Raw genomic sequence first — 16,810 nt, forward strand, 5'->3', positions numbered from 1 at the left:
CCCTCATCCGTTCGGGGGTCTCGTTCGCTGCCCCGGTCACCGAGGCTCGCGGCCTGCCGCCCGTGGAGGCAGCCCGGCTGCAAGACCACGGCCCGCCGCCTGCCCGACCGGGCAGTAGGCGCGGGCGCCCGCAATCCTTACCTCTTCCGGGGCAATCCGGGAGACCCATCATGTCAGACCTTCTCGCCGACCTGTCCCGCCGTCTCTCCGCGCTGGCCGGACAGCTCGCGCCCCACCTCGTCGCCGTTCAGAGCGGCCACCGAACGGCCAGCGGCTTCATCTGGCGCGAGGGTCTCGTCGTCACCTCCGACGAGGCCCTCGAGTCCGAGGAGGGGATCAGCCTGACGCTGCCCGACGGCACGCGCCGGCCGGCCGCGCTGGCCGGGCGCGATCCCTCCACCGACATCGTGCTGCTCCGGGTCGACCAGCCGCTCGGACAGCCGGCGGAGCTCGACATCGGAACCCCGCGCGCCGTGGGCGAGCTGGCGCTGGCGCTGGGCCGGGGCGCCGAGGGGCCGGTGGCGGCCCTGGGCGTCGTCGGCGTGGTGGGACCGGCCTGGCGCTCGCTCCGGGGGGGCAACATCGACGCGCTGATCCGGCTCGACCTGCGTCTGCCCCGCGCGGCCGAGGGAGGCCTCGCGGTCGACGCCGAGGGGCGCCCCTTCGGCATGGCGGTCCACGGTCCGCGCCGCTCCACGCTGGTGATCCCGGGCGCCACCATCGAGAGGGTCGCCGCGCATCTCCTGGAGCATGGGCGCGTGGGGCGGGGCTACCTGGGCCTCGGGCTCCAGCCGGTGCGGATCGACGCGAGCGGGGAGCACGGCGTCCTCGTCTCCAGCGTGGACGAGGCCGGGCCGGGGCGGCAGGCGGGGCTCCTTCAGGGCGACATCATCACGCGCTTCGGTGGCGAACCGGTCGGGGGGATGCGCGGCCTCATGGCGCGGCTCGGGCCCGACAGCATCGGGCGGACGGTGGAGATCGGGGTCCTGCGGGGCGGCGCGCCGACCGTGGTCACCCTGACGATCGGGGAGCGGCCGACGACGTGAGGGACCCGGAGGAGATCGTGCTGGCCCTGCGGGTCGCCGACCCGGCCTTGGCCGAGCGCCTGAGCGAGATCCTGGGCGCCGTGCCCGGCCTGCGCCTTGCAGCCGGAGGCGAGCCCGCCGACGCCGCGATCCAGGACGAGGGCGCCACCCCGCCCGAGGCCGGCACCCTCACGACGCGGGAGAGGGAGGTGCTGGGACTGCTGACCGAGGGGGCCTCGAACAAGGCCATCGCCCGGCGGCTTGGCATCTCGGTCCACACGGCCAAGTTCCATGTGGGGCGCGTCATCGACAAGCTCGACGCGACGGGGCGCACCGACGCGGTGGCGCACGCCGCGCGGACAGGCCTCATCCATCTCTGAGGGAGCCGCGACCATGGCCAGCCTGCCCCGTCCCAAGGACGAAGCCGCGATCCTCGACGCCTACTCGGCCACCGTCGTCGGGGTCGTGGATGAGGTCGCGCCCGCCGTGGTGCGGATCGAGGTCCGTCAGGGGAGGCGGCAGGGCGGAGGGTCCGGCGTGGTCGTGGCGCCCGACGGGCTCGTGCTGACCAATGCCCATGTGGTCGAAGGCGCGGAGGAGGTGCGCGTCCACCTGATCGACGGCACCCGGACGGGCGCGGCGGTCCTGGGACGCGACGGCGACACCGACCTCGCGCTGCTCAGGACCCATGCCGGGTCGCTGCCCCATGCGCGCCTGGGCTCCTCGCGGGGGCTGCGGCAGGGGCAGCTTGTGGTCGCGCTGGGGAACCCATTGGGCTTCGAGTCCACGGTGACGGCGGGGGTCGTCTCGGCGCTGGGGCGATCGCTTCGGGCGCGGAACGGGCGGCTGATCGAGGACGTGCTCCAGACCGACGCGGCCCTCAACCCCGGCAACTCGGGCGGGCCGCTGGTCAACGGCGCGGGGGAGGTCGTGGGCATCAACACGGCGATCATCCCGGGCGCCCAGGGGCTCTGCTTCGCGGTGGCGAGCGACACCGCCGCTTTCGTCCTCGGGCGGCTCCTGCGGCACGGGCGGGTCCGTCGGGCCTGGATCGGGGTGGCGGGGCAGACCGTCGCGCTGCCACGACGACTGGTCCGGGTCGCGGGGCTCGCGGCCTCCTCTGGGGTGCGGGTGACCGAGGTCGTGGCCGAGGGACCCGCCGCGCAGGCGGGGCTGCGGCCGGGCGACACGCTCCTCGCGCTGGACAACGCGGCGCTCTCGGGCGTGGACGACCTCGTCCGGCACCTGACGGAGGAGCGGATCGGGCGGCCGGGTCGGCTGAGGCTGCTGCGCGGCGCGGGCCTCGAGGAGGTGGGGATCACGCCGGTCGAACGGCCGGAGGGGAGCTGAGCCGCGACGGAAACGGGGCGCGGGCGCGTAGAAGGAACGAGCCGCGAGCGATCGCACCGTTTCGGAGCCCCTCGGACATGTCCGTCCGACCCTCGCCCGTCCCGTCCTGGGACTTGCCCTGCTCGATTCCGCCCTGGCGCTCCTGCCGACGCCGGGCGGCGATGGCGGGCTCGGCGCCTTCCTCGACCAGGGACGCGGCGTGCCCTGGGGCGGCGTGCTGACGGTGCTCGGGACCTGGGCGCACGCGCTCCTGACCTGAGAGGGTGGCTCCGATGCTCGCAACCCTGCGGCGCCTGCCCGTGCTCGCGACCGCCTTCCTCCTGGCGGCCACGGCGGCGCTCGTCTTAGCGGGCAACCTCGTCTGGGGCATCGTCTACTGCCAGGTTCACGAGAGCGAGCCCGTCCAGCCCTGGATGACCGTGGGCTGCATCGGCCGGAGCTGGGACCTCAGCCCGCGCGAGATCGACGAGTTGGCGGGCCTTCCCGCGCCCGTGCATGGCCACCCCTTCACGCTCTCCGAGATCGCTCGCCAGCGGGGCGTGCCCGTCGGGCAGGTCGTCGCGGAGGTGGAGTCGGCGCTGGCCGAGCTTCGGGCGCGGGAGCGGCACCCTTGACCGACTCGCTGCTGGGCCTCGTGCCGACCTATGGGCTCTGGCTGCTGGCGGTCTCGACCTGCCTGTCCTGCCTCGCCCTCCCGATCCCCGCTTCCATCCTCATGCTCGCGGCGGGGAGCTTCGCGGCCGCCGGGGACCTCTCCCTGCCGGGGAGCATGGTGTCCGCCCTTGCGGGCGCGGTGGCGGGGGACCAGGCAGGCTACGCCGCCGGGCTCTGGGGCTCGGCGCGTGGCTCCTGTCCGCGCACCGGGCCGGGATGGGCTGACGATCCCTTACGCGAGGTACTTGCGGAACCAGTCGATGGTCCGGCTCCAGGCCAGCTCCGCCGCCGCGGCGTCGTAGCGGGGGTGGAGTCGTTGTGGAAGCCGTGGTTCACGCCGGGGTAGATGTAGACCTCGTAGGTCTTGCCGTTGGCCTTGAGGGCCTGCTCGTAGGCGGGCCACCCTTCGTTGATGCGGGTGTCGAGCCCGGCGTAGTGGAGGAGGAGCGGCGCCTCGATGCGCGGCACGTCGGCGGGGTCGGGCTGGCGGCCGTAGAAGGGCACGGCGGCCTTCAGCTCGGGGATCGCCACGGCCGCCGCGTTGCAGACCCCGCCGCGTAGCAGAAGCCCACGATGCCGACGTTGCCGGTCGAGAGGTCGTGCCCGCGTAGCCAGTCGACGGCGCGCAGGAAGTCGTTCATCAGCTTCGTCGCGTCCACCTGGGACTGGAGCTCGCGCCCTTCCTCGTCGTTGCCGGGGTAGCCTCCGACGCTGGTGAGGCCATCGGGCGCCAGCGCCAGGAACCCCGCCTTGGCGAGCCGGCGCGCCACGTCCTCGATGTAGGGGTTGAGGCCCCGGTTCTCGTGGACGACCACCACGGCGGGGAAGGGGCCGTTCCCGGCGTCCTCCGGCCCGGGCTGGGCGCCCTCCTTGGGCGTGGCGGGGCGGACCATGTAGGCGCGCACCTCGCCCGTGCCCTCGGGCGAGTCGTAGGTGACGTATTCGGGCAGGATCTCCGGGTCGGTGAACTCGACCTGCTGGGCCAGCGCGTAGTCGGGGCTCATGGCGGCGAGGATCGCGGGGGCGGTCATGCCGGCCACGGCGAACCGGGCGGCGCCGTCGAGGAACTCGCGCTTGCTGATCCGGCCATGGGCATAGCCGTCGTAGAGCTGGAGCAGCTCGGGCGAGAAGTCCTTGGCGGTCAGACGGGTCATGGGGTCGCCTCCCTGGCGCGATGGTTCGTGGGACCGCTGGTTAAGATCGGTCGTCCCCCGGCATCGGCAACCCACCGCGCGGGACCCCGGTCCATCCCGGGCGATGGGCGCGTCCCGGTGTCGCGGTCGGGGCGTCTCTCCAGGGGTGTGATCGCAGCTTCATTGCAGTGCTGCGCCGCTTCCGTTACGCCCATTCCATGATCAGCCAGAAGATGAAGTACGCGCTCAAGGCCCTGATGGTCCTCGCCGACGAGAAGGCGGGACCGGGCGGCGCGCTGCGCATCGAGGAGATCGCCAAGCGCGCGGGGGTGCCGAAGCGGTTCCTCGAGCACATCCTCCTGGAGATCCGCAACGCCGGGATCATCGCCTCGATCCGGGGCCGGGCCGGGGGCTACGTGCTGGTCAAGGAGCCCGCCGAGGTGCCGCTCTCCGAGCTCCTGCGGCTGATCGACGGACCCATGGCGCCGCTGCCCTGCCTCTCGCGGCGCCACTACGCCCGTTGCGAGGACTGCACCGACGAGGAGACCTGCCGCATCCGGCGCGTCTTCGCGGAGGTGTTCTGGGGCTACCTCGTGCTGATCGAATCGCTGACCCTGGCCGACATGGTGCAGGCGAACGGACCGGCTGCGCAGATTTTCGCCGCGTGACCCCGGTGCCTCGCTGAGAGGCAACTCCTTGACATGATGAGTATATCTCCGGTCGCTCGACTGTCCTTTCCGGCCTTTGAAATCACGACAGAAAAAAGCGTGATTTTTCTCTTGCCAAACACGACAAGCGCGCTCGATATTTCTCTCGACGCGGTGATGAGGCCGCGAGGGAACAGGCAGGAGGTCTGCATGACGTATCGCCCGATCAACTTGGCCGCCTCGGCCGCGCTGGCTGCAGCGGCGCTGGTGCTTCCGCAGGGGGCCCGGGCGGCGGAGCTGCTCAACGTGTCCTACGACCCGACGCGAGAGCTCTACGAGGACATCAACGAGGCCTTCGACACCTGGTGGCAGGCCCAGGGCCACGAGGCCGTGGACATCGAGCAGAGCCACGGCGGCTCGGGGTCGCAGGCGCGGGCGGTGATCGACGGGCTCGCGGCGGACGTGGTGACGCTGGCGCTCGCGGCCGACATCGACAAGATCGCTCAGGCGGGCTTGCTGCCGGAGGACTGGCAGACTCGGCTGCCGCACAACTCCTCGCCCTACACGTCGACGATCGTGTTCCTGGTGCGCGAGGGGAACCCGAAGGGCATCCAGGACTGGGGCGACCTCGTCAACGACGGCGTCGAGGTCATCACGCCGAATCCCAAGACCTCGGGCGGGGCGCGCTGGAACTACCTCGCAGCCTGAGCCTGGGCGGAGAAGAACGGCCAGGACCCGCAGGCCTTCGTGGCCGAGCTCTTCAAGCACGTCCCCGTCCTCGACTCGGGCGCCCGTGGCGCGACCACGACCTTCGCGCAGCGCGGCATCGGCGACGTGCTCCTCGCCTGGGAGAACGAGGCCTACCTCGCTCTCGACGAGCTGGGCGAGGACCAGTTCGACATCGTGACCCGTCGGTCTCGATCCTGGCCGAGCCCCCCGTGGCCATCGTCGACTCCAACATCGCCGACGATGCGGAGCGCGAGCTGGCCGAGGCCTACCTGAACTTCCTCTACACCCGGAGGCGCAGGCGATCATCTTCAAGGACGGCTATCGCGGCTGGGACGCGTCCAAGGCCGACCCCGCCGACGTCCAGCGCCTTCCGCAGCTCGAGCTCGCCACCATCGCCGACTTCGGCGGCTGGAAGGAGGCGCAGGCCACCCACTTCGACGACGGCGGCGTCTTCGACCAGATCTACGAAGGCGAGGAAACCTCGCAGTGACCCGCAGCGGCGCCTGGAGCCTTCGCGCCCCCTCCCCCTTCCGGGGTGGGGGCTTTCGCTCGGGATCACCATGACGCTCCTCTCTCTGGTGGTCCTGCTGCCGATCGGGGCGCTGCTGCTCCGTGCCGCCGAGATCGGCCCGGCCGAGCTCTGGGCCACCATCGGCTCGAAGCGCGTCCTGGCGGCGCTGCTGCTGTCGTTCCGGGCGGCGCTGATCGCGGCGCTCTTCAATCTGGTCTTCGGCCTCGCGTTGGCCTGGGTGCTGGTCCGCTACGATTTCCCGGGGCGCAAGCTCGTCGACGCGGCGGTGGACCTGCCCTTCGCGCTGCCCACGGCGGTCGCGGGCATCGCTCTGACGACCATCTACGCCCCGAACGGCGTCTTCGGCGCGCCCGTCATGGACTGGTTCGGCGTCCGCCTCGCCTACACCGAGATCGGCATCTGGATCGCCCTGGTCTTCGTCGGGCTGCCCTTCGCCGTCCGCACCGTCCAGCCCGTGATCCAGGAGATCGAGAAGGAGGTCGAGGAGGCCTCGGCCACGCTCGGCGCCTCGCGGGTCACCACGCTGCGGCGGGTGATCCTGCCCATGCTGCTGCCCGCGCTCCTGACCGGCTTCGCCCTCGCGCTCGCCCGCGCGGTGGGGGAGTACGGCTCGGTCATCTTCATCGCCGGGAACCTGCCCTTCCAGACCGAGATCGCGCCGCTCCTCATCGTCATCAAGCTCGAGGAGTTCGACTACGAGGGCGCGGTGGCCATCGCCATCGCGATGCTCGCCATCTCCTTCGCCATGCTGCTGCTCATCAACCTGATCCAGGTCTGGAGCCGCCGATACAGCTCGGAGGGCTGACCCATGGCCGACGCGACCTTTTCCCCCATGACCGACTCCGCCCTGACCCTTGCCTCGCGTCCCCGGGCCACCCGGTTCCGCAAGGCCACCGAGGAGCCCCGCTGGTTCCGCTGGACGCTGACCGCCGTGGTGCTCGTGCTGCTGGCGGTGCTGGTGCTGGCCCCGCTGGCCACCGTCTTCGTCGAGGCCCTGGTCAAGGGCATCCCCGCCGCCCTCGAGTCGCTGGGCGACGAGGACGCGCTGGCGGCGATCCGGCTCACGCTCACCATCGCCGCCGTGGCGGTGCCACTGAACGCGCTCTTCGGGGTGGCGGCGGCCTGGGCGCTGACCAAGTATTCCTGGCGCGGCAAGGCGTTCCTCCTGACGCTGATCGACCTGCCCTTCTCTGTCTCGCCGGTGGTGGCCGGCCTCTGCATCGTGCTCCTCTTCGGGGCGAACTCGGCCATCGGGGGCTGGCTGGTGGCGACCGGGCACCCGATCGTCTTCGCGGTGCCGGGGATCGTCCTCGCCACCATGTTCATCACCTTCCCCTTCGTCGCCCGCGAGCTGGTGCCTCTGATGACCGAGCAGGGGACCTCCGAGGAGGAGGCGGCGCTGACGCTGGGCGCCTCGGGCGCGCGGATGTTCTTCACGGTGACGCTGCCCAACATCAAGTGGGCGCTGCTCTACGGCGTGCTGCTCTGCAACGCCCGCGCGATGGGCGAGTTCGGGGCCGTGGCCGTGGTCTCGGGCAAGATCCGAGGCGAGACGGCGACCATGCCGATCATGATCGAGATCTTCTACAACCAGTACGCCTCGGTCGCGGCCTTCACGATGGCCGGGGTGCTGACGCTCCTTGCGCTCGTCACCCTCGGCCTCAAGACCGCGCTCGAATGGCGCTATGCCGACCAGCTCTCCGCCTCCGGGCGGCACTAGGGAAACCGACCATGCACATCGAGATCGACGAGATCGCCAAGGAGTTCGGCGCGACGGCGGCCCTCCAGCCGGTGTCCCTCTCCATCCCCTCGGGGGCGCTGATCGCGCTCCTGGGGCCGTCCGGCTCGGGCAAGACCACGCTGCTGCGCATCCTGGGCGGGCTGGAGGAGCCCTCGCAGGGCCGCGTCCTCTTCGACGGCGTGGACGCCACGGGGATGCGGGTGCAGGACCGGCGCGCGGGCTTCGTGTTCCAGCACTACGCGCTCTTCAAGCACATGACGGTGTTCGAGAACATCGCCTATGGCCTGCGAGCCCGGCCCCGCGCGACACGGCCCGCGAACGCCGAGATCGGGCGGCGGGTGACCAAGCTTCTGGAGCTGATCCAGCTCCCCGACATCGGCAAGCGCTACCCGTCCCAGCTTTCGGGGGGGCAGCGGCAGCGGGTGGCGCTCGCCCGGGCGCTGGCCATCGAGCCGCGGATGCTGCTGCTGGACGAGCCCTTCGGGGCGCTCGACGCCAAGGTCCGCAAGGAGCTGCGGGGCGGCCTGCGCCACATCCACGACACGACCGGCCTCACGACGATCTTCGTGACCCACGATCAGGAGGAGGCGATGGAGCTCGCCGACCTCGTGGTGGTCATGTCGATGGGCCGGATCGAGCAGGTCGGCAAGCCCGCCGACATCCGCGCGAAGCCCCAGACGGAGTTCGTGCGCGAGTTCCTGGCGGCCTGACGATCAGACGGCGAGGCCGCCCAGGTGCGCGAGCGCCCTGACGACCTCGTCCACCCCCTCGCCATTGCGGAGCGAGGTGAAGACGACCGGCAGCGTCCCCCGCATCCGCTTGGCGTCGCGCGCGAGCACGTCGAGGCTCACGCCCACATGGGGGGCGAGGTCGGTCTTGTTGATGACCAGGATGTCCGACCGCGTGATGGCGGGGCCGCCCTTCCTCGGGATGTCCTCGCCCGCCGCCGTGTCGATGACGTAGATCGTCAGGTCCGCCAGTTCCGGCGAGAAGGTGGCCGAGAGGTTGTCGCCGCCCGATTCGATCAGGATCAGGTCGAGGCCGGGATGCCGCCGGTTCAGCTCGGCCACGGCGGCGAGGTTGATCGAGGCGTCCTCGCGGATCGCGGTGTGGGGGCAGCCGCCGGTCTCCACCCCGATCACCCGGTCCGAGGGCAGGATCTGCATCCGCATCAGCGCCTCGGCGTCCTCCTGCGTGTAGATGTCGTTGGTGATGACGGCGACGCTGATCCTGTCCTTCAGCGCGCGGGCGAGGGCGGCGGTCAGCGTGGTCTTGCCCGCGCCGACGGGGCCGCCGATGCCGAGCTTGAGGGGGCCGTGGGGGCTGCTCATGGGGTCTCCGGGGTGTCAGGAGCGGAAAATGCGCGACGGAAGCGTCTCGTGCCGCATCGCCGCAAGGTCGAGGCCCAGGGCGCAGGGGCCGATGTCCTCGGTGGTGAGGGAGAGGCTCTCCTCGGCGACGCGGGCGCAGAGCGGGGCGAGGCGGTGCAGGACGCACTGCCCGGCGGTCTGGCCGAGGGGCATCAGCCGCAGCGCCGCCTGGATCTGTGTCGAGGCGAGGCCCTGGAGGTAGAGCTGGACCACGGGCCGCAGCGGGACCCCGGCCAGCGCCGCCGCGCGGCCGACGGCGAGGGGCAGCGCCATGTCGGGCAGGTCGAAGCCCCGGACGGCGCGGGTCACGGCGGCGAAGGCCGCGCCCTGCTCGCGCGTCTCGGCGAGGCGCTCGTAGGAGGGGGCAAGCGCGAGGGCGAGGTCGTCGAGGCCCGCGAGCGTGGCGGGGTCGGCGCGGAACGCCTCGCCCAACAGGATCGCGTCGGTGCGGCCGGAGCCATGGGTGAGGAGATCGGCGATCCAGCCTTCGAGACCGGCGGCGTCCCGCACGAGACCCTGGGCCGTCGCGGCCTCCAACCCGTGCGACCACGCGAAGGCCCCCGTCGGATAGGCGGGGGAGAGCCACTGGGCGAGGGTGAGGAGGGCCTCAGCCTCCATGGCCGGGAACGTGGCTGGAGAGCTGCCCGAGGTCGCCGCTGTAGTGGTCGTGGCCCATGGTGCGGCCGTGGCCATAGGCGCCGCCCTCCGGCACGAAGGGCTCGCTGACTTCGCGGACCTCGGCGCCAAGGCGGCCCAGCATATCGCGCAGCACATGGTCGCGCTGGATCAGCAGGCGGTCCGCCTCGATCCGGCAGGGGGCGTGGCGGTTGCCGAGGTGCCAGGCGAGGCGCGGCAGGTCGGGGCCGCGCACCTCCAGCAGGGGCTCCTCGGCCGCGATAACCTCGATCAGCCGCCCGTCCTCCAGCTCGAGGGCGTCGCCCTGGTCGAGGCCGCTGGTCGCGGGCAGGTCCACGAGGAAGCCCTCGTCGTGGGCGGTCACGAGGCGGCGGCGGCGCAGGAGGCGCTCGTCGTGCCGCAGGACGACGATGTCGTAGGGCAGGACGCCCAGGGGCGCGCGGCGAAGGGCCCGCGCCGGGGGCAGGTCGGGCGCGGCGCTCATGGCCGCGCGGGTCCGGTCAGAGCGCGGCGCCCGCGCCCAGGATGTGGTTGAGCTCCGACTGCCGGGTCGTGCCACGGGCCGCGAGGTCCTCGTCCGTCGTGCGGAGGAGCTGCTCGATGGCCTGGACGCGGGGTTGGGCCGTGACCGCCAGGACGGCGATGTGGCCCAGGGCCCGAAAGCCCGAGGCGATCCCGTCCAGGACCGGATGCGAATGAACGGATGCGTATGCCATGATAGGATGCCTTCTGCGTGGGGAACGGGTCCCCCTGGGCAGAAGATGGGATGCCGCGATGCGGCGAACCAGAGCCAGCCGGGCAAGCCCGCCCTGTCCGGGGCGCATGGCGCAGGTTGCCGGGGCGCAACGACGGCCCCCTCAGAACAGGAAGTAGCGCTGCGCCATGGGCAGGCTCTCCATCGGCTCGCAGGTGAGGAGCTCGCCGTCGGCGCGGACCTCGTAGGTCTCGGGGTCGACCTCCACCTTGGGCAGGGCGTCGTTGAGCCTGAGGTCCGCCTTGCCGATCCCGCGCGTGTTCCGCACCGCCACCGTATCCTTGGCGAGGCCCAGCGTCCGCCCGATCCCCGAGTCGTGGGCCACGGCGCTCACGTAGGTGACGGCCCCGCGCTCCACCGACCGGCCATAGGCGCCCCACATGGGCCGCATCCACACCGGCTGCGGCGTCGGGATCGAGGCGTTGGGGTCGCCCATCTGCGCGGCGGCGATGGTGCCGCCGATCAGCACCATATCGGGCTTCACGCCGAAGAAGGCGGGCGACCAGAGCACGAGGTCGGCGCGCTTGCCCTCCTCGACGCTGCCGGTCTCGTGCGCGATGCCGTGGGCGATGGCCGGGTTGATCGTGTACTTGGCGACGTAGCGCCGGGCGCGGAGGTTGTCGTTGGCCCCCGTCTCGCCCGCGAGCCGCCCGCGCTGGACCTTCATCTTGTGCGCGGTCTGCCAAGTCCGGGTGATGACCTCGCCCACGCGCCCCATCGCCTGCGAATCCGAGGCGATGATCGAGAACGCCCCCATGTCGTGCAGGATGTCCTCCGCCGCGATGGTCTCGCGCCGGATGCGGCTCTCGGCGAAGGCCACGTCCTCGGGGACACGCTTGTCGAGGTGATGGCAGACCATGAGCATGTCGAGATGCTCGTCCACCGTGTTCACCGTGTAGGGCCGCGTCGGGTTCGTGGAAGCGGGGAGGACGAAGCTCTCGCCGCAGATCTTGATGATGTCGGGGGCGTGGCCGCCGCCGGCTCCTTCCGTGTGGAAGGCGTGGATGGTCCGGCCCTTCAGGGCGGCGACGGTGTTCTCGACGAAGCCCGACTCGTTGAGCGTGTCGGTGTGGATCATCACCTGCACGTCCAGCGCATCCGCGACCGATAGGCAGCAGTCGATGGCGGCGGGCGTGGTGCCCCAGTCCTCGTGGAGCTTGAGGCAGGCAGCGCCGGCCATCACCTGCTCCTCCAACCCGGCGGGCCGACTCGCGTTGCCCTTGCCCGCGAACATCAGGTTCATCGGGAAGGCGTCGGCGGCCTGGAGCATCCGGCCCAAGTGCCAGGGCCCCGGCGTGCAGGTGGTGGCGAGCGTCCCATGCGCGGGGCCCGTGCCGCCCCCGATCATGGTGGTCAGGCCCGAGGCCAGCGCCTCCTCGATCTGCTGAGGGCAGATGAAGTGGATGTGGCTGTCGATGCCCCCGGCCGTGAGGATGCGCCCCTCGCCCGCGATGGCCTCGGTCCCCGGCCCCACGACGATGTCCACGCCGGGCTGGATGTCGGGGTTGCCCGCCTTGCCGATCCTGTGGATGCGCCCGTCCCTGAGGCCCACGTCGGCCTTAGTGATGCCGGTCCAGTCGAGGATCAGGGCGTTGGTGATGACGGTGTCCACCGCCCCCTCGGCCCGGGTGCGCTGGCTCTGGCCCATGCCGTCGCGGATGACCTTGCCGCCGCCGAACTTCACCTCCTCGCCATAGGTGGTGAGGTCGCGCTCGACCTCGATCCAGAGGTCCGTGTCGGCGAGGCGCACCCGGTCTCCGACCGTAGGCCCGTACATGGCCACGTAGTCGCGGCGCGGGATGGTGACGGGCATGGGCGCTCCCTGCGAGGACGGAGGCCAGGATGCCTCGACCTCCCGACCCCCGGCCAGTCCGGCGTCCCCCCCATTGGGGACGCCTCGGCCCCCGGTTGCGCCCTGCCCAAGGAATAGGCAGCGATGCCGGGTTTCAGAGCGGTCCCATGACGCGGCCGTTGAAGCCCCAGACCTCGCGCTCGCCCGCCACCGGGATCAGCCGCACCTCGCGCCGCTGGCCGGGCTCGAACCGCACCGCCGTGCCGGCCGCGATGTCGAGCCTGCGCCCCCAAGCCGCCGCACGGTCGAAGTCGAGCGCCGGGTTCGTCTCGGCGAAGTGATAGTGCGAGCCCACCTGCACGGGCCGGTCGCCGGTGTTGGCGACCATGATCGTGACGCTCGCGCGCCCCGCGTTCAGCTCGATGTCGCCCTCGGCGACCTGGATTTCCCCCGGGATCATGGCGCTCTCCTCAGCGGATCGGCTGGTGCACGGGGACGAGCTTGGTCCCGTCAGGGAAGGTCGCCTCGACCTGCACCTCGGGGATCATCTCGGCGATCCCCTCCATGACCATCTCGCGCGTCACCACCTGCGCGCCCGCCTCCATGAGGTCCGCGACGGACCGGCCGTCGCGCGCGCCCTCGACCACGGCATCGGTGATGAGGGCGATGGCCTCGGGGTGGTTGAGCCTGACGCCCCGGGCGAGGCGCTTGCGCGCGACCTCGGCGGCCATGGCGACGAGGAGCTTGTCCCTCTCGCGCGGGGTCAACTGCATCGTCAGAGCCTCCAGACCTTGGGCAGCGGGCCGCCCGCCAGCAGTTCGGCGGCCGGCACCAGGGCCTGCCGCAGCCGGAACCCATCCTCCGCGAGGATGCGGGCGAAGAGAACCCCCTCGCGCACGACGCTCGCCCCGGCGGTGGTCGGGAGGAGCGAACGGAGCCTTCCGAGGAGCGAAGGTGCCTCAGGACTGAGCAGAAGGAGGCTCGCCCAGGCGCCCGCGCCGTCCAGCGTGCCGGGCGATTCGAGCTTGCCCCAGGTCTCCCCCTCGATCCGCAGCCGATCCGCGAAGACGAGGCGCCCGTCCTGCCGGATGTCCCATCGGTCGCGGAAGGTGGCGCTCCGCACGCGCTCGCCCATGGCGCGGCGGCCGAGGATCACCGGCTCGACGAGCAGCGCCCGCGCGCCCGGCGCGACATCGAGCGTCAGCCTCCGGTCCAGCGCCGCGCCGTCGTAGAGGATCGTCTCCTGCGGCAGCCAATCGAGCCGCCCGCCGAGGCCGACCGTGAGCGCCGCCTCGACCTCGGCCATGCCGCCGGACGAGCGGTAGACCCGCTCCGCCGCCTGCGTGGAGACCACGAGCCGGGCGCCCGGACCCGCCTGCGCCGCGACCCGCAGCCGGTCGCCTCCGGTCAGGCCGCCGGAGGTGTTGAGGAGGACCGCCTCGAGGGCGGCTCCGGGGGCCTGCGTCGGCAGGAGGACCTTGAGCGACCCCTCCTGACGCAACCGGCCAAGGCGGGGGTGTCCGTCCCGAAGCTCGGCCGAGACCGTCGCGGCGCCCCGGGTCCGCTGGGGACTCGCCGCCGGGCGGCCCTCTGCCATGCCTGTGCTGCCGTCCATGCGCCCGTGGCTCCCTGCGGTCACGGGTCTGTCCGATCCCTGCCGCCAAGTCCAGCCGAGGCCTCTCGCGGACCTGCGACAAACCGGCCGGCGCCTGCGAATTGACCAAAGGCCGGGCAACCTTAGGTTCCGGCCCGTAATCCCGTTCCCCGTGATCCGAACCCCAGGGCCCCAAGGGAGGCGTGGCGATGGACCCCGATGCCCTGCTGCTGGCGCGCATCCAGTTTGGCTTCACCATCGCCTTCCACATCATCTTCCCGTCCTTCACCATCGGGCTCGCGAGCTGGCTCGTGGTGCTGGAGGCGCAGTGGCTCAGGACGAGGAACCTCCTCTACCGCAAGCTCTTCCAGTTCTGGGCCAAGGTCTTCGCGGTCTCCTTCGGGCTGGGCGTCGTCTCGGGCATCGTCATGTCCTACCAGTTCGGCACCAACTGGTCGGGCTATGCCGAGTTCACCGGCAACGTGCTCGGGCCGCTGATCGCCTACGAGGTCATCACCTCCTTCTTCCTCGAGGCGGCCTTCCTGGGGATCATGCTCTTCGGCTGGGAGAAGGTGGGGAACCGGCTGCACTTCCTCGCCACGATCATGGTGGCGCTGGGGACGCTCGGCTCCTCCTTCTGGATCACGACCGCCAACAGTTGGATGCAGACCCCGGCCGGCTACGCCATCGAGAACGGCGTCGCCGTGCCGGTGGACTGGTGGCGGATCGTCTTCAGCCCGTCCTTCCCCAACCGCTACATGCACCTCATCACCGGGATGTACCTGACGACGGCCTTCGCCATCGCCGGGATGTCGGCCTACATGCTGCTCCGCGCCCGCCGGCAGGGCGACGCGCCCGAGCGGATCGAGGGCGCGCGGCGGTCCCTGTCCATGGCGCTGTGGTTCGCGGCGATCTTCGCCCCCATCCAGATCGGCTTAGGCGACCTCCAGGGCCTCGCGGTGCTCGACCAGCAGCCCACCAAGCTCGCCGCGATCGAGGCCAACTGGGAGACGCAGCGGGGCGTGCCCCTGATCCTCTTCGCCTGGCCGGACCAGGAGGCGCAGGAGAACCGATTCGAGATCGCCATCCCGCGCCTCGGCAGCGTGATCCTCGCCCACGACCCGAACGGCGAGATCCCAGGCCTGCGCGACGTCCCGCGCGACCGGCAGCCCCCGGTGCTGCCCGTGTTCTTCTCCTTCCGCATCATGGTGGGGCTGGGCTTCCTGATGCTCGGGGTCGGCGTCTGGAGCCTCTGGCTGCGCTGGCGGGGGCGCCTCTTCGACAGGCCCGCCTTCCTCTGGACCTGCTTCGCCATGACGCCCGCCGGGGTCGCCGCCGTGGTCTTCGGCTGGTTCACCGCCGAGATCGGGCGCCAGCCCTGGCTGGTCTACGGGCTCCTCCACCGCGACGATGCCGTCTCGCCCACCGTCGAGGCGCCGACGATCCTGGCCTCGCTGGTGGCCTTCGTGGTGGTCTACGCCGTCATCTTCGGCTTCGGGACCTACTACCTCTTCAAGCTCCTCCGGCGCGGCCCCGATCCGCACGAGGAGATCGAGGGCGAGAACGTCGCGCGCAAGCCCAAGCGGCCGCTCTCCACTCTGGGCGAGGGGCTCGAGGGCCCCTTGCCGCGCGGCGCGAGCCCCCCGGCGGAGTGAGAGCCATGGAGTTCCTTCACCTTCCCCCCGACCTCCACGGCGCCGCGCTCTGGCTGCCGCTGGTCTGGGCCGCGATCATCGCCCTCGCGGTGGCGATGTACGTCCTGCTCGACGGCTTCGACCTGGGCATCGGCATCATGTTCACCGCCGCCGAGAGCGAGAACTGGCGCGACCGCATGATGCTGTCGGTGGCCCCGGTCTGGGACTTCAACGAGACCTGGCTGATCCTGGGCGGGGCGGGGCTCTTCGCGGTGTTCCACTTCGCCTACGCGATCCTGATGCCCGCGCTCTACGTGCCGGTCTTCGTCATGCTGATCGCGCTCATCTTCCGGGGCGTCGCCTTCGAGTTCCGCTTCAAGGCCGAGAGGACCAAGCACCTCTGGGACAAGAGCTTCCACTACGGCTCGCTGGTGGCGACCTTCGCGCAGGGCGTCGTGCTCGGCGCCTTCGTGCAGGGGTTCGAGAGCGACGGGCGCGCCTTCACCGGCTCGACCTGGGACTTCCTCACGCCCTTCAGCGCGATGACCGGCCTCGCGCTGATCGCGGGTTACGGGCTCCTGGGGCGACCTGGCTCGTGATGAAGACCTCGGGCGGGCTCGAACTCTGGGCGCGGCGGATGGCGCAGCGGTTCCTGATCGCGACGCTCCTCGCCATGGCGGTGGTGAGCCTCTGGGTGCCCTTCCTCGACACGGACATCAGCGCGCGGTGGTTCACCCTGCCGAACCTGTTCCTCCTCCTGCCGGTCCCCGTGGTGACGGCGCTGGTGGCGTTCCTGCTCTGGCGCGCCATCGACCGCAACGCGCGCTATCAGGCCTTCTTCCTCGCCATCGGCCTGTTCCTGCTGGGCTACCTGGGCCTCGCCGTCAGCCTCTTCCCCAACATCGTCCCGCCCGGCGTGACGATCTGGGAGGCGGCCAACACGCCGTCCTCGCAGATCTTCACGCTGATCGGCTTCAGCTTCACGCTGCCGATGACCTTGATCTACACGGGCTACGCCTACTGGGTCTTCCGGGGGCAGGTGGCCGAGGACGTGGACGCAGGCGGCTACCACTGATGCGGCAGGGGCTCCGGCGCCTGCTCTGGTTCGTGGGGCTCTACCTCGCGAGCCTCCTGGCCTTCGGAGCGGTGGCCTTCGCCCTGCGTGCGCTTCTGGCGCCCTAGCTCGCATCGCGGCCCGGGCGGTGGACGCAACTTCCCC

18 protein-coding genes and 3 pseudogenes are annotated in these 16,810 nt (G+C 71.4%); 12 read left to right on the forward strand and 9 right to left on the reverse strand.

All coding sequences use genetic code 11. The features are described 5' to 3' along the window. The first annotated feature begins 170 nt into the window (after positions 1–170). From RUMESO_RS06045 to RUMESO_RS06060, 4 genes are all read left to right on the forward strand, one after another. A complete protein-coding gene (locus tag RUMESO_RS06045) occupies positions 171–1,046 on the forward strand; it encodes a S1C family serine protease (protein WP_037278879.1) in 876 nt (291 codons plus the stop codon). Further along, on the forward strand, positions 1,043–1,405 hold the full coding sequence (locus RUMESO_RS06050) for a response regulator transcription factor (RefSeq protein ID WP_037278880.1): 363 nt from the start codon (positions 1,043–1,045) through the stop codon (positions 1,403–1,405). The genes RUMESO_RS06045 and RUMESO_RS06050 overlap by 4 nt, the downstream gene beginning before the upstream one ends. A gap of 13 nt (positions 1,406–1,418) precedes the next feature. Next, a complete protein-coding gene (locus tag RUMESO_RS06055; RefSeq protein ID WP_051521076.1) occupies positions 1,419–2,375 on the forward strand; it encodes a S1C family serine protease in 957 nt (318 codons plus the stop codon). Positions 2,376–2,647: 272 nt separating this feature from the next. Further along, entirely contained in the window at positions 2,648–2,989 is a 342-nt protein-coding gene (locus RUMESO_RS06060; protein ID WP_037278882.1) for a hypothetical protein, read from the forward strand. 272 nt (positions 2,990–3,261) lie between these two features. Here RUMESO_RS06060 and yghX read toward each other — a convergent pair. Next, positions 3,262–4,183, reverse strand: a pseudogene (yghX, locus tag RUMESO_RS06065) (YghX family hydrolase). 197 nt (positions 4,184–4,380) lie between these two features. On the opposite strand from yghX, the gene RUMESO_RS06070 reads away from it, so the two are divergent. The 5 genes and pseudogenes from RUMESO_RS06070 to RUMESO_RS06090 all read left to right on the forward strand — a co-directional run bounded on the left by RUMESO_RS06070 (position 4,381) and on the right by RUMESO_RS06090 (position 8,521). Further along, the gene (locus RUMESO_RS06070; protein WP_037278950.1) at positions 4,381–4,830 is read left to right on the forward strand and encodes an RrF2 family transcriptional regulator; all 450 of its coding nucleotides are present in this window, start codon (positions 4,381–4,383) and stop codon (positions 4,828–4,830) included. Between the two features lie 189 nt (positions 4,831–5,019). Beyond that, positions 5,020–6,028: pseudogene (locus RUMESO_RS26190) on the forward strand (sulfate ABC transporter substrate-binding protein). A 13-nt stretch (positions 6,029–6,041) separates the two neighbouring features. Then, the gene (gene cysT / locus RUMESO_RS06080) at positions 6,042–6,875 is read left to right on the forward strand and encodes a sulfate ABC transporter permease subunit CysT (RefSeq protein WP_037278884.1); all 834 of its coding nucleotides are present in this window, start codon (positions 6,042–6,044) and stop codon (positions 6,873–6,875) included. Between the two features lie 27 nt (positions 6,876–6,902). Beyond that, the gene (cysW, locus tag RUMESO_RS06085) at positions 6,903–7,790 is read left to right on the forward strand and encodes a sulfate ABC transporter permease subunit CysW (protein WP_037278951.1); all 888 of its coding nucleotides are present in this window, start codon (positions 6,903–6,905) and stop codon (positions 7,788–7,790) included. Between the two features lie 11 nt (positions 7,791–7,801). Next, the gene (locus tag RUMESO_RS06090; RefSeq protein ID WP_037278952.1) at positions 7,802–8,521 is read left to right on the forward strand and encodes a sulfate/molybdate ABC transporter ATP-binding protein; all 720 of its coding nucleotides are present in this window, start codon (positions 7,802–7,804) and stop codon (positions 8,519–8,521) included. Positions 8,522–8,524: 3 nt separating this feature from the next. Here RUMESO_RS06090 and ureG read toward each other — a convergent pair whose 3' ends face one another. The 8 genes from ureG to RUMESO_RS06130 all read right to left on the reverse strand — a co-directional run bounded on the left by ureG (position 8,525) and on the right by RUMESO_RS06130 (position 13,978). Further along, entirely contained in the window at positions 8,525–9,142 is a 618-nt protein-coding gene (gene ureG, locus RUMESO_RS06095; RefSeq protein ID WP_037278886.1) for an urease accessory protein UreG, read from the reverse strand. A gap of 15 nt (positions 9,143–9,157) precedes the next feature. Continuing rightward, positions 9,158–9,799, reverse strand: coding sequence for an urease accessory protein UreF (locus RUMESO_RS06100; RefSeq protein ID WP_037278887.1), 642 nt, complete (start codon positions 9,797–9,799; stop codon positions 9,158–9,160). Continuing rightward, entirely contained in the window at positions 9,789–10,301 is a 513-nt protein-coding gene (locus tag RUMESO_RS06105) for an urease accessory protein UreE (protein ID WP_082483388.1), read from the reverse strand. Before RUMESO_RS06105 ends, RUMESO_RS06100 begins: the two co-directional genes overlap by 11 nt. Positions 10,302–10,317: 16 nt before the next feature. Beyond that, on the reverse strand, positions 10,318–10,533 hold the full coding sequence (locus RUMESO_RS06110; protein WP_037278889.1) for a hypothetical protein: 216 nt from the start codon (positions 10,531–10,533) through the stop codon (positions 10,318–10,320). A gap of 141 nt (positions 10,534–10,674) precedes the next feature. Further along, positions 10,675–12,384, reverse strand: coding sequence for an urease subunit alpha (gene ureC / locus RUMESO_RS06115; protein WP_037278890.1), 1,710 nt, complete (start codon positions 12,382–12,384; stop codon positions 10,675–10,677). A gap of 133 nt (positions 12,385–12,517) precedes the next feature. Next, complete coding sequence (locus tag RUMESO_RS06120; protein ID WP_037278892.1) at positions 12,518–12,823, reverse strand: urease subunit beta; 306 nt, start codon at positions 12,821–12,823, stop codon at positions 12,518–12,520. A 10-nt stretch (positions 12,824–12,833) separates the two neighbouring features. Further along, the gene (locus tag RUMESO_RS06125; RefSeq protein WP_037278894.1) at positions 12,834–13,136 is read right to left on the reverse strand and encodes an urease subunit gamma; all 303 of its coding nucleotides are present in this window, start codon (positions 13,134–13,136) and stop codon (positions 12,834–12,836) included. A gap of 2 nt (positions 13,137–13,138) precedes the next feature. Beyond that, entirely contained in the window at positions 13,139–13,978 is an 840-nt protein-coding gene (locus tag RUMESO_RS06130; RefSeq protein ID WP_051521077.1) for an urease accessory protein UreD, read from the reverse strand. 188 nt (positions 13,979–14,166) lie between these two features. On the opposite strand from RUMESO_RS06130, the gene RUMESO_RS06135 reads away from it, so the two are divergent. From RUMESO_RS06135 to RUMESO_RS24945, 3 genes and pseudogenes are all read left to right on the forward strand, one after another. After that, a complete protein-coding gene (locus RUMESO_RS06135; protein WP_037278897.1) occupies positions 14,167–15,612 on the forward strand; it encodes a cytochrome ubiquinol oxidase subunit I in 1,446 nt (481 codons plus the stop codon). Positions 15,613–15,617: 5 nt separating this feature from the next. Next, positions 15,618–16,666 (forward strand): annotated as a pseudogene (gene cydB / locus RUMESO_RS06140) (cytochrome d ubiquinol oxidase subunit II). Beyond that, positions 16,666–16,773 (forward strand): DUF2474 family protein, encoded by a 108-nt coding sequence (locus RUMESO_RS24945; protein WP_156362702.1) that lies wholly within the window; start codon positions 16,666–16,668, stop codon positions 16,771–16,773. Before cydB ends, RUMESO_RS24945 begins: the two are co-directional and overlap by 1 nt. Positions 16,774–16,810 lie beyond the last annotated feature (37 nt).

Source organism: Rubellimicrobium mesophilum DSM 19309 (genome assembly GCF_000600335.2).
Taxonomy (GTDB): Bacteria; Pseudomonadota; Alphaproteobacteria; order Rhodobacterales; family Rhodobacteraceae; genus Rubellimicrobium; species Rubellimicrobium mesophilum.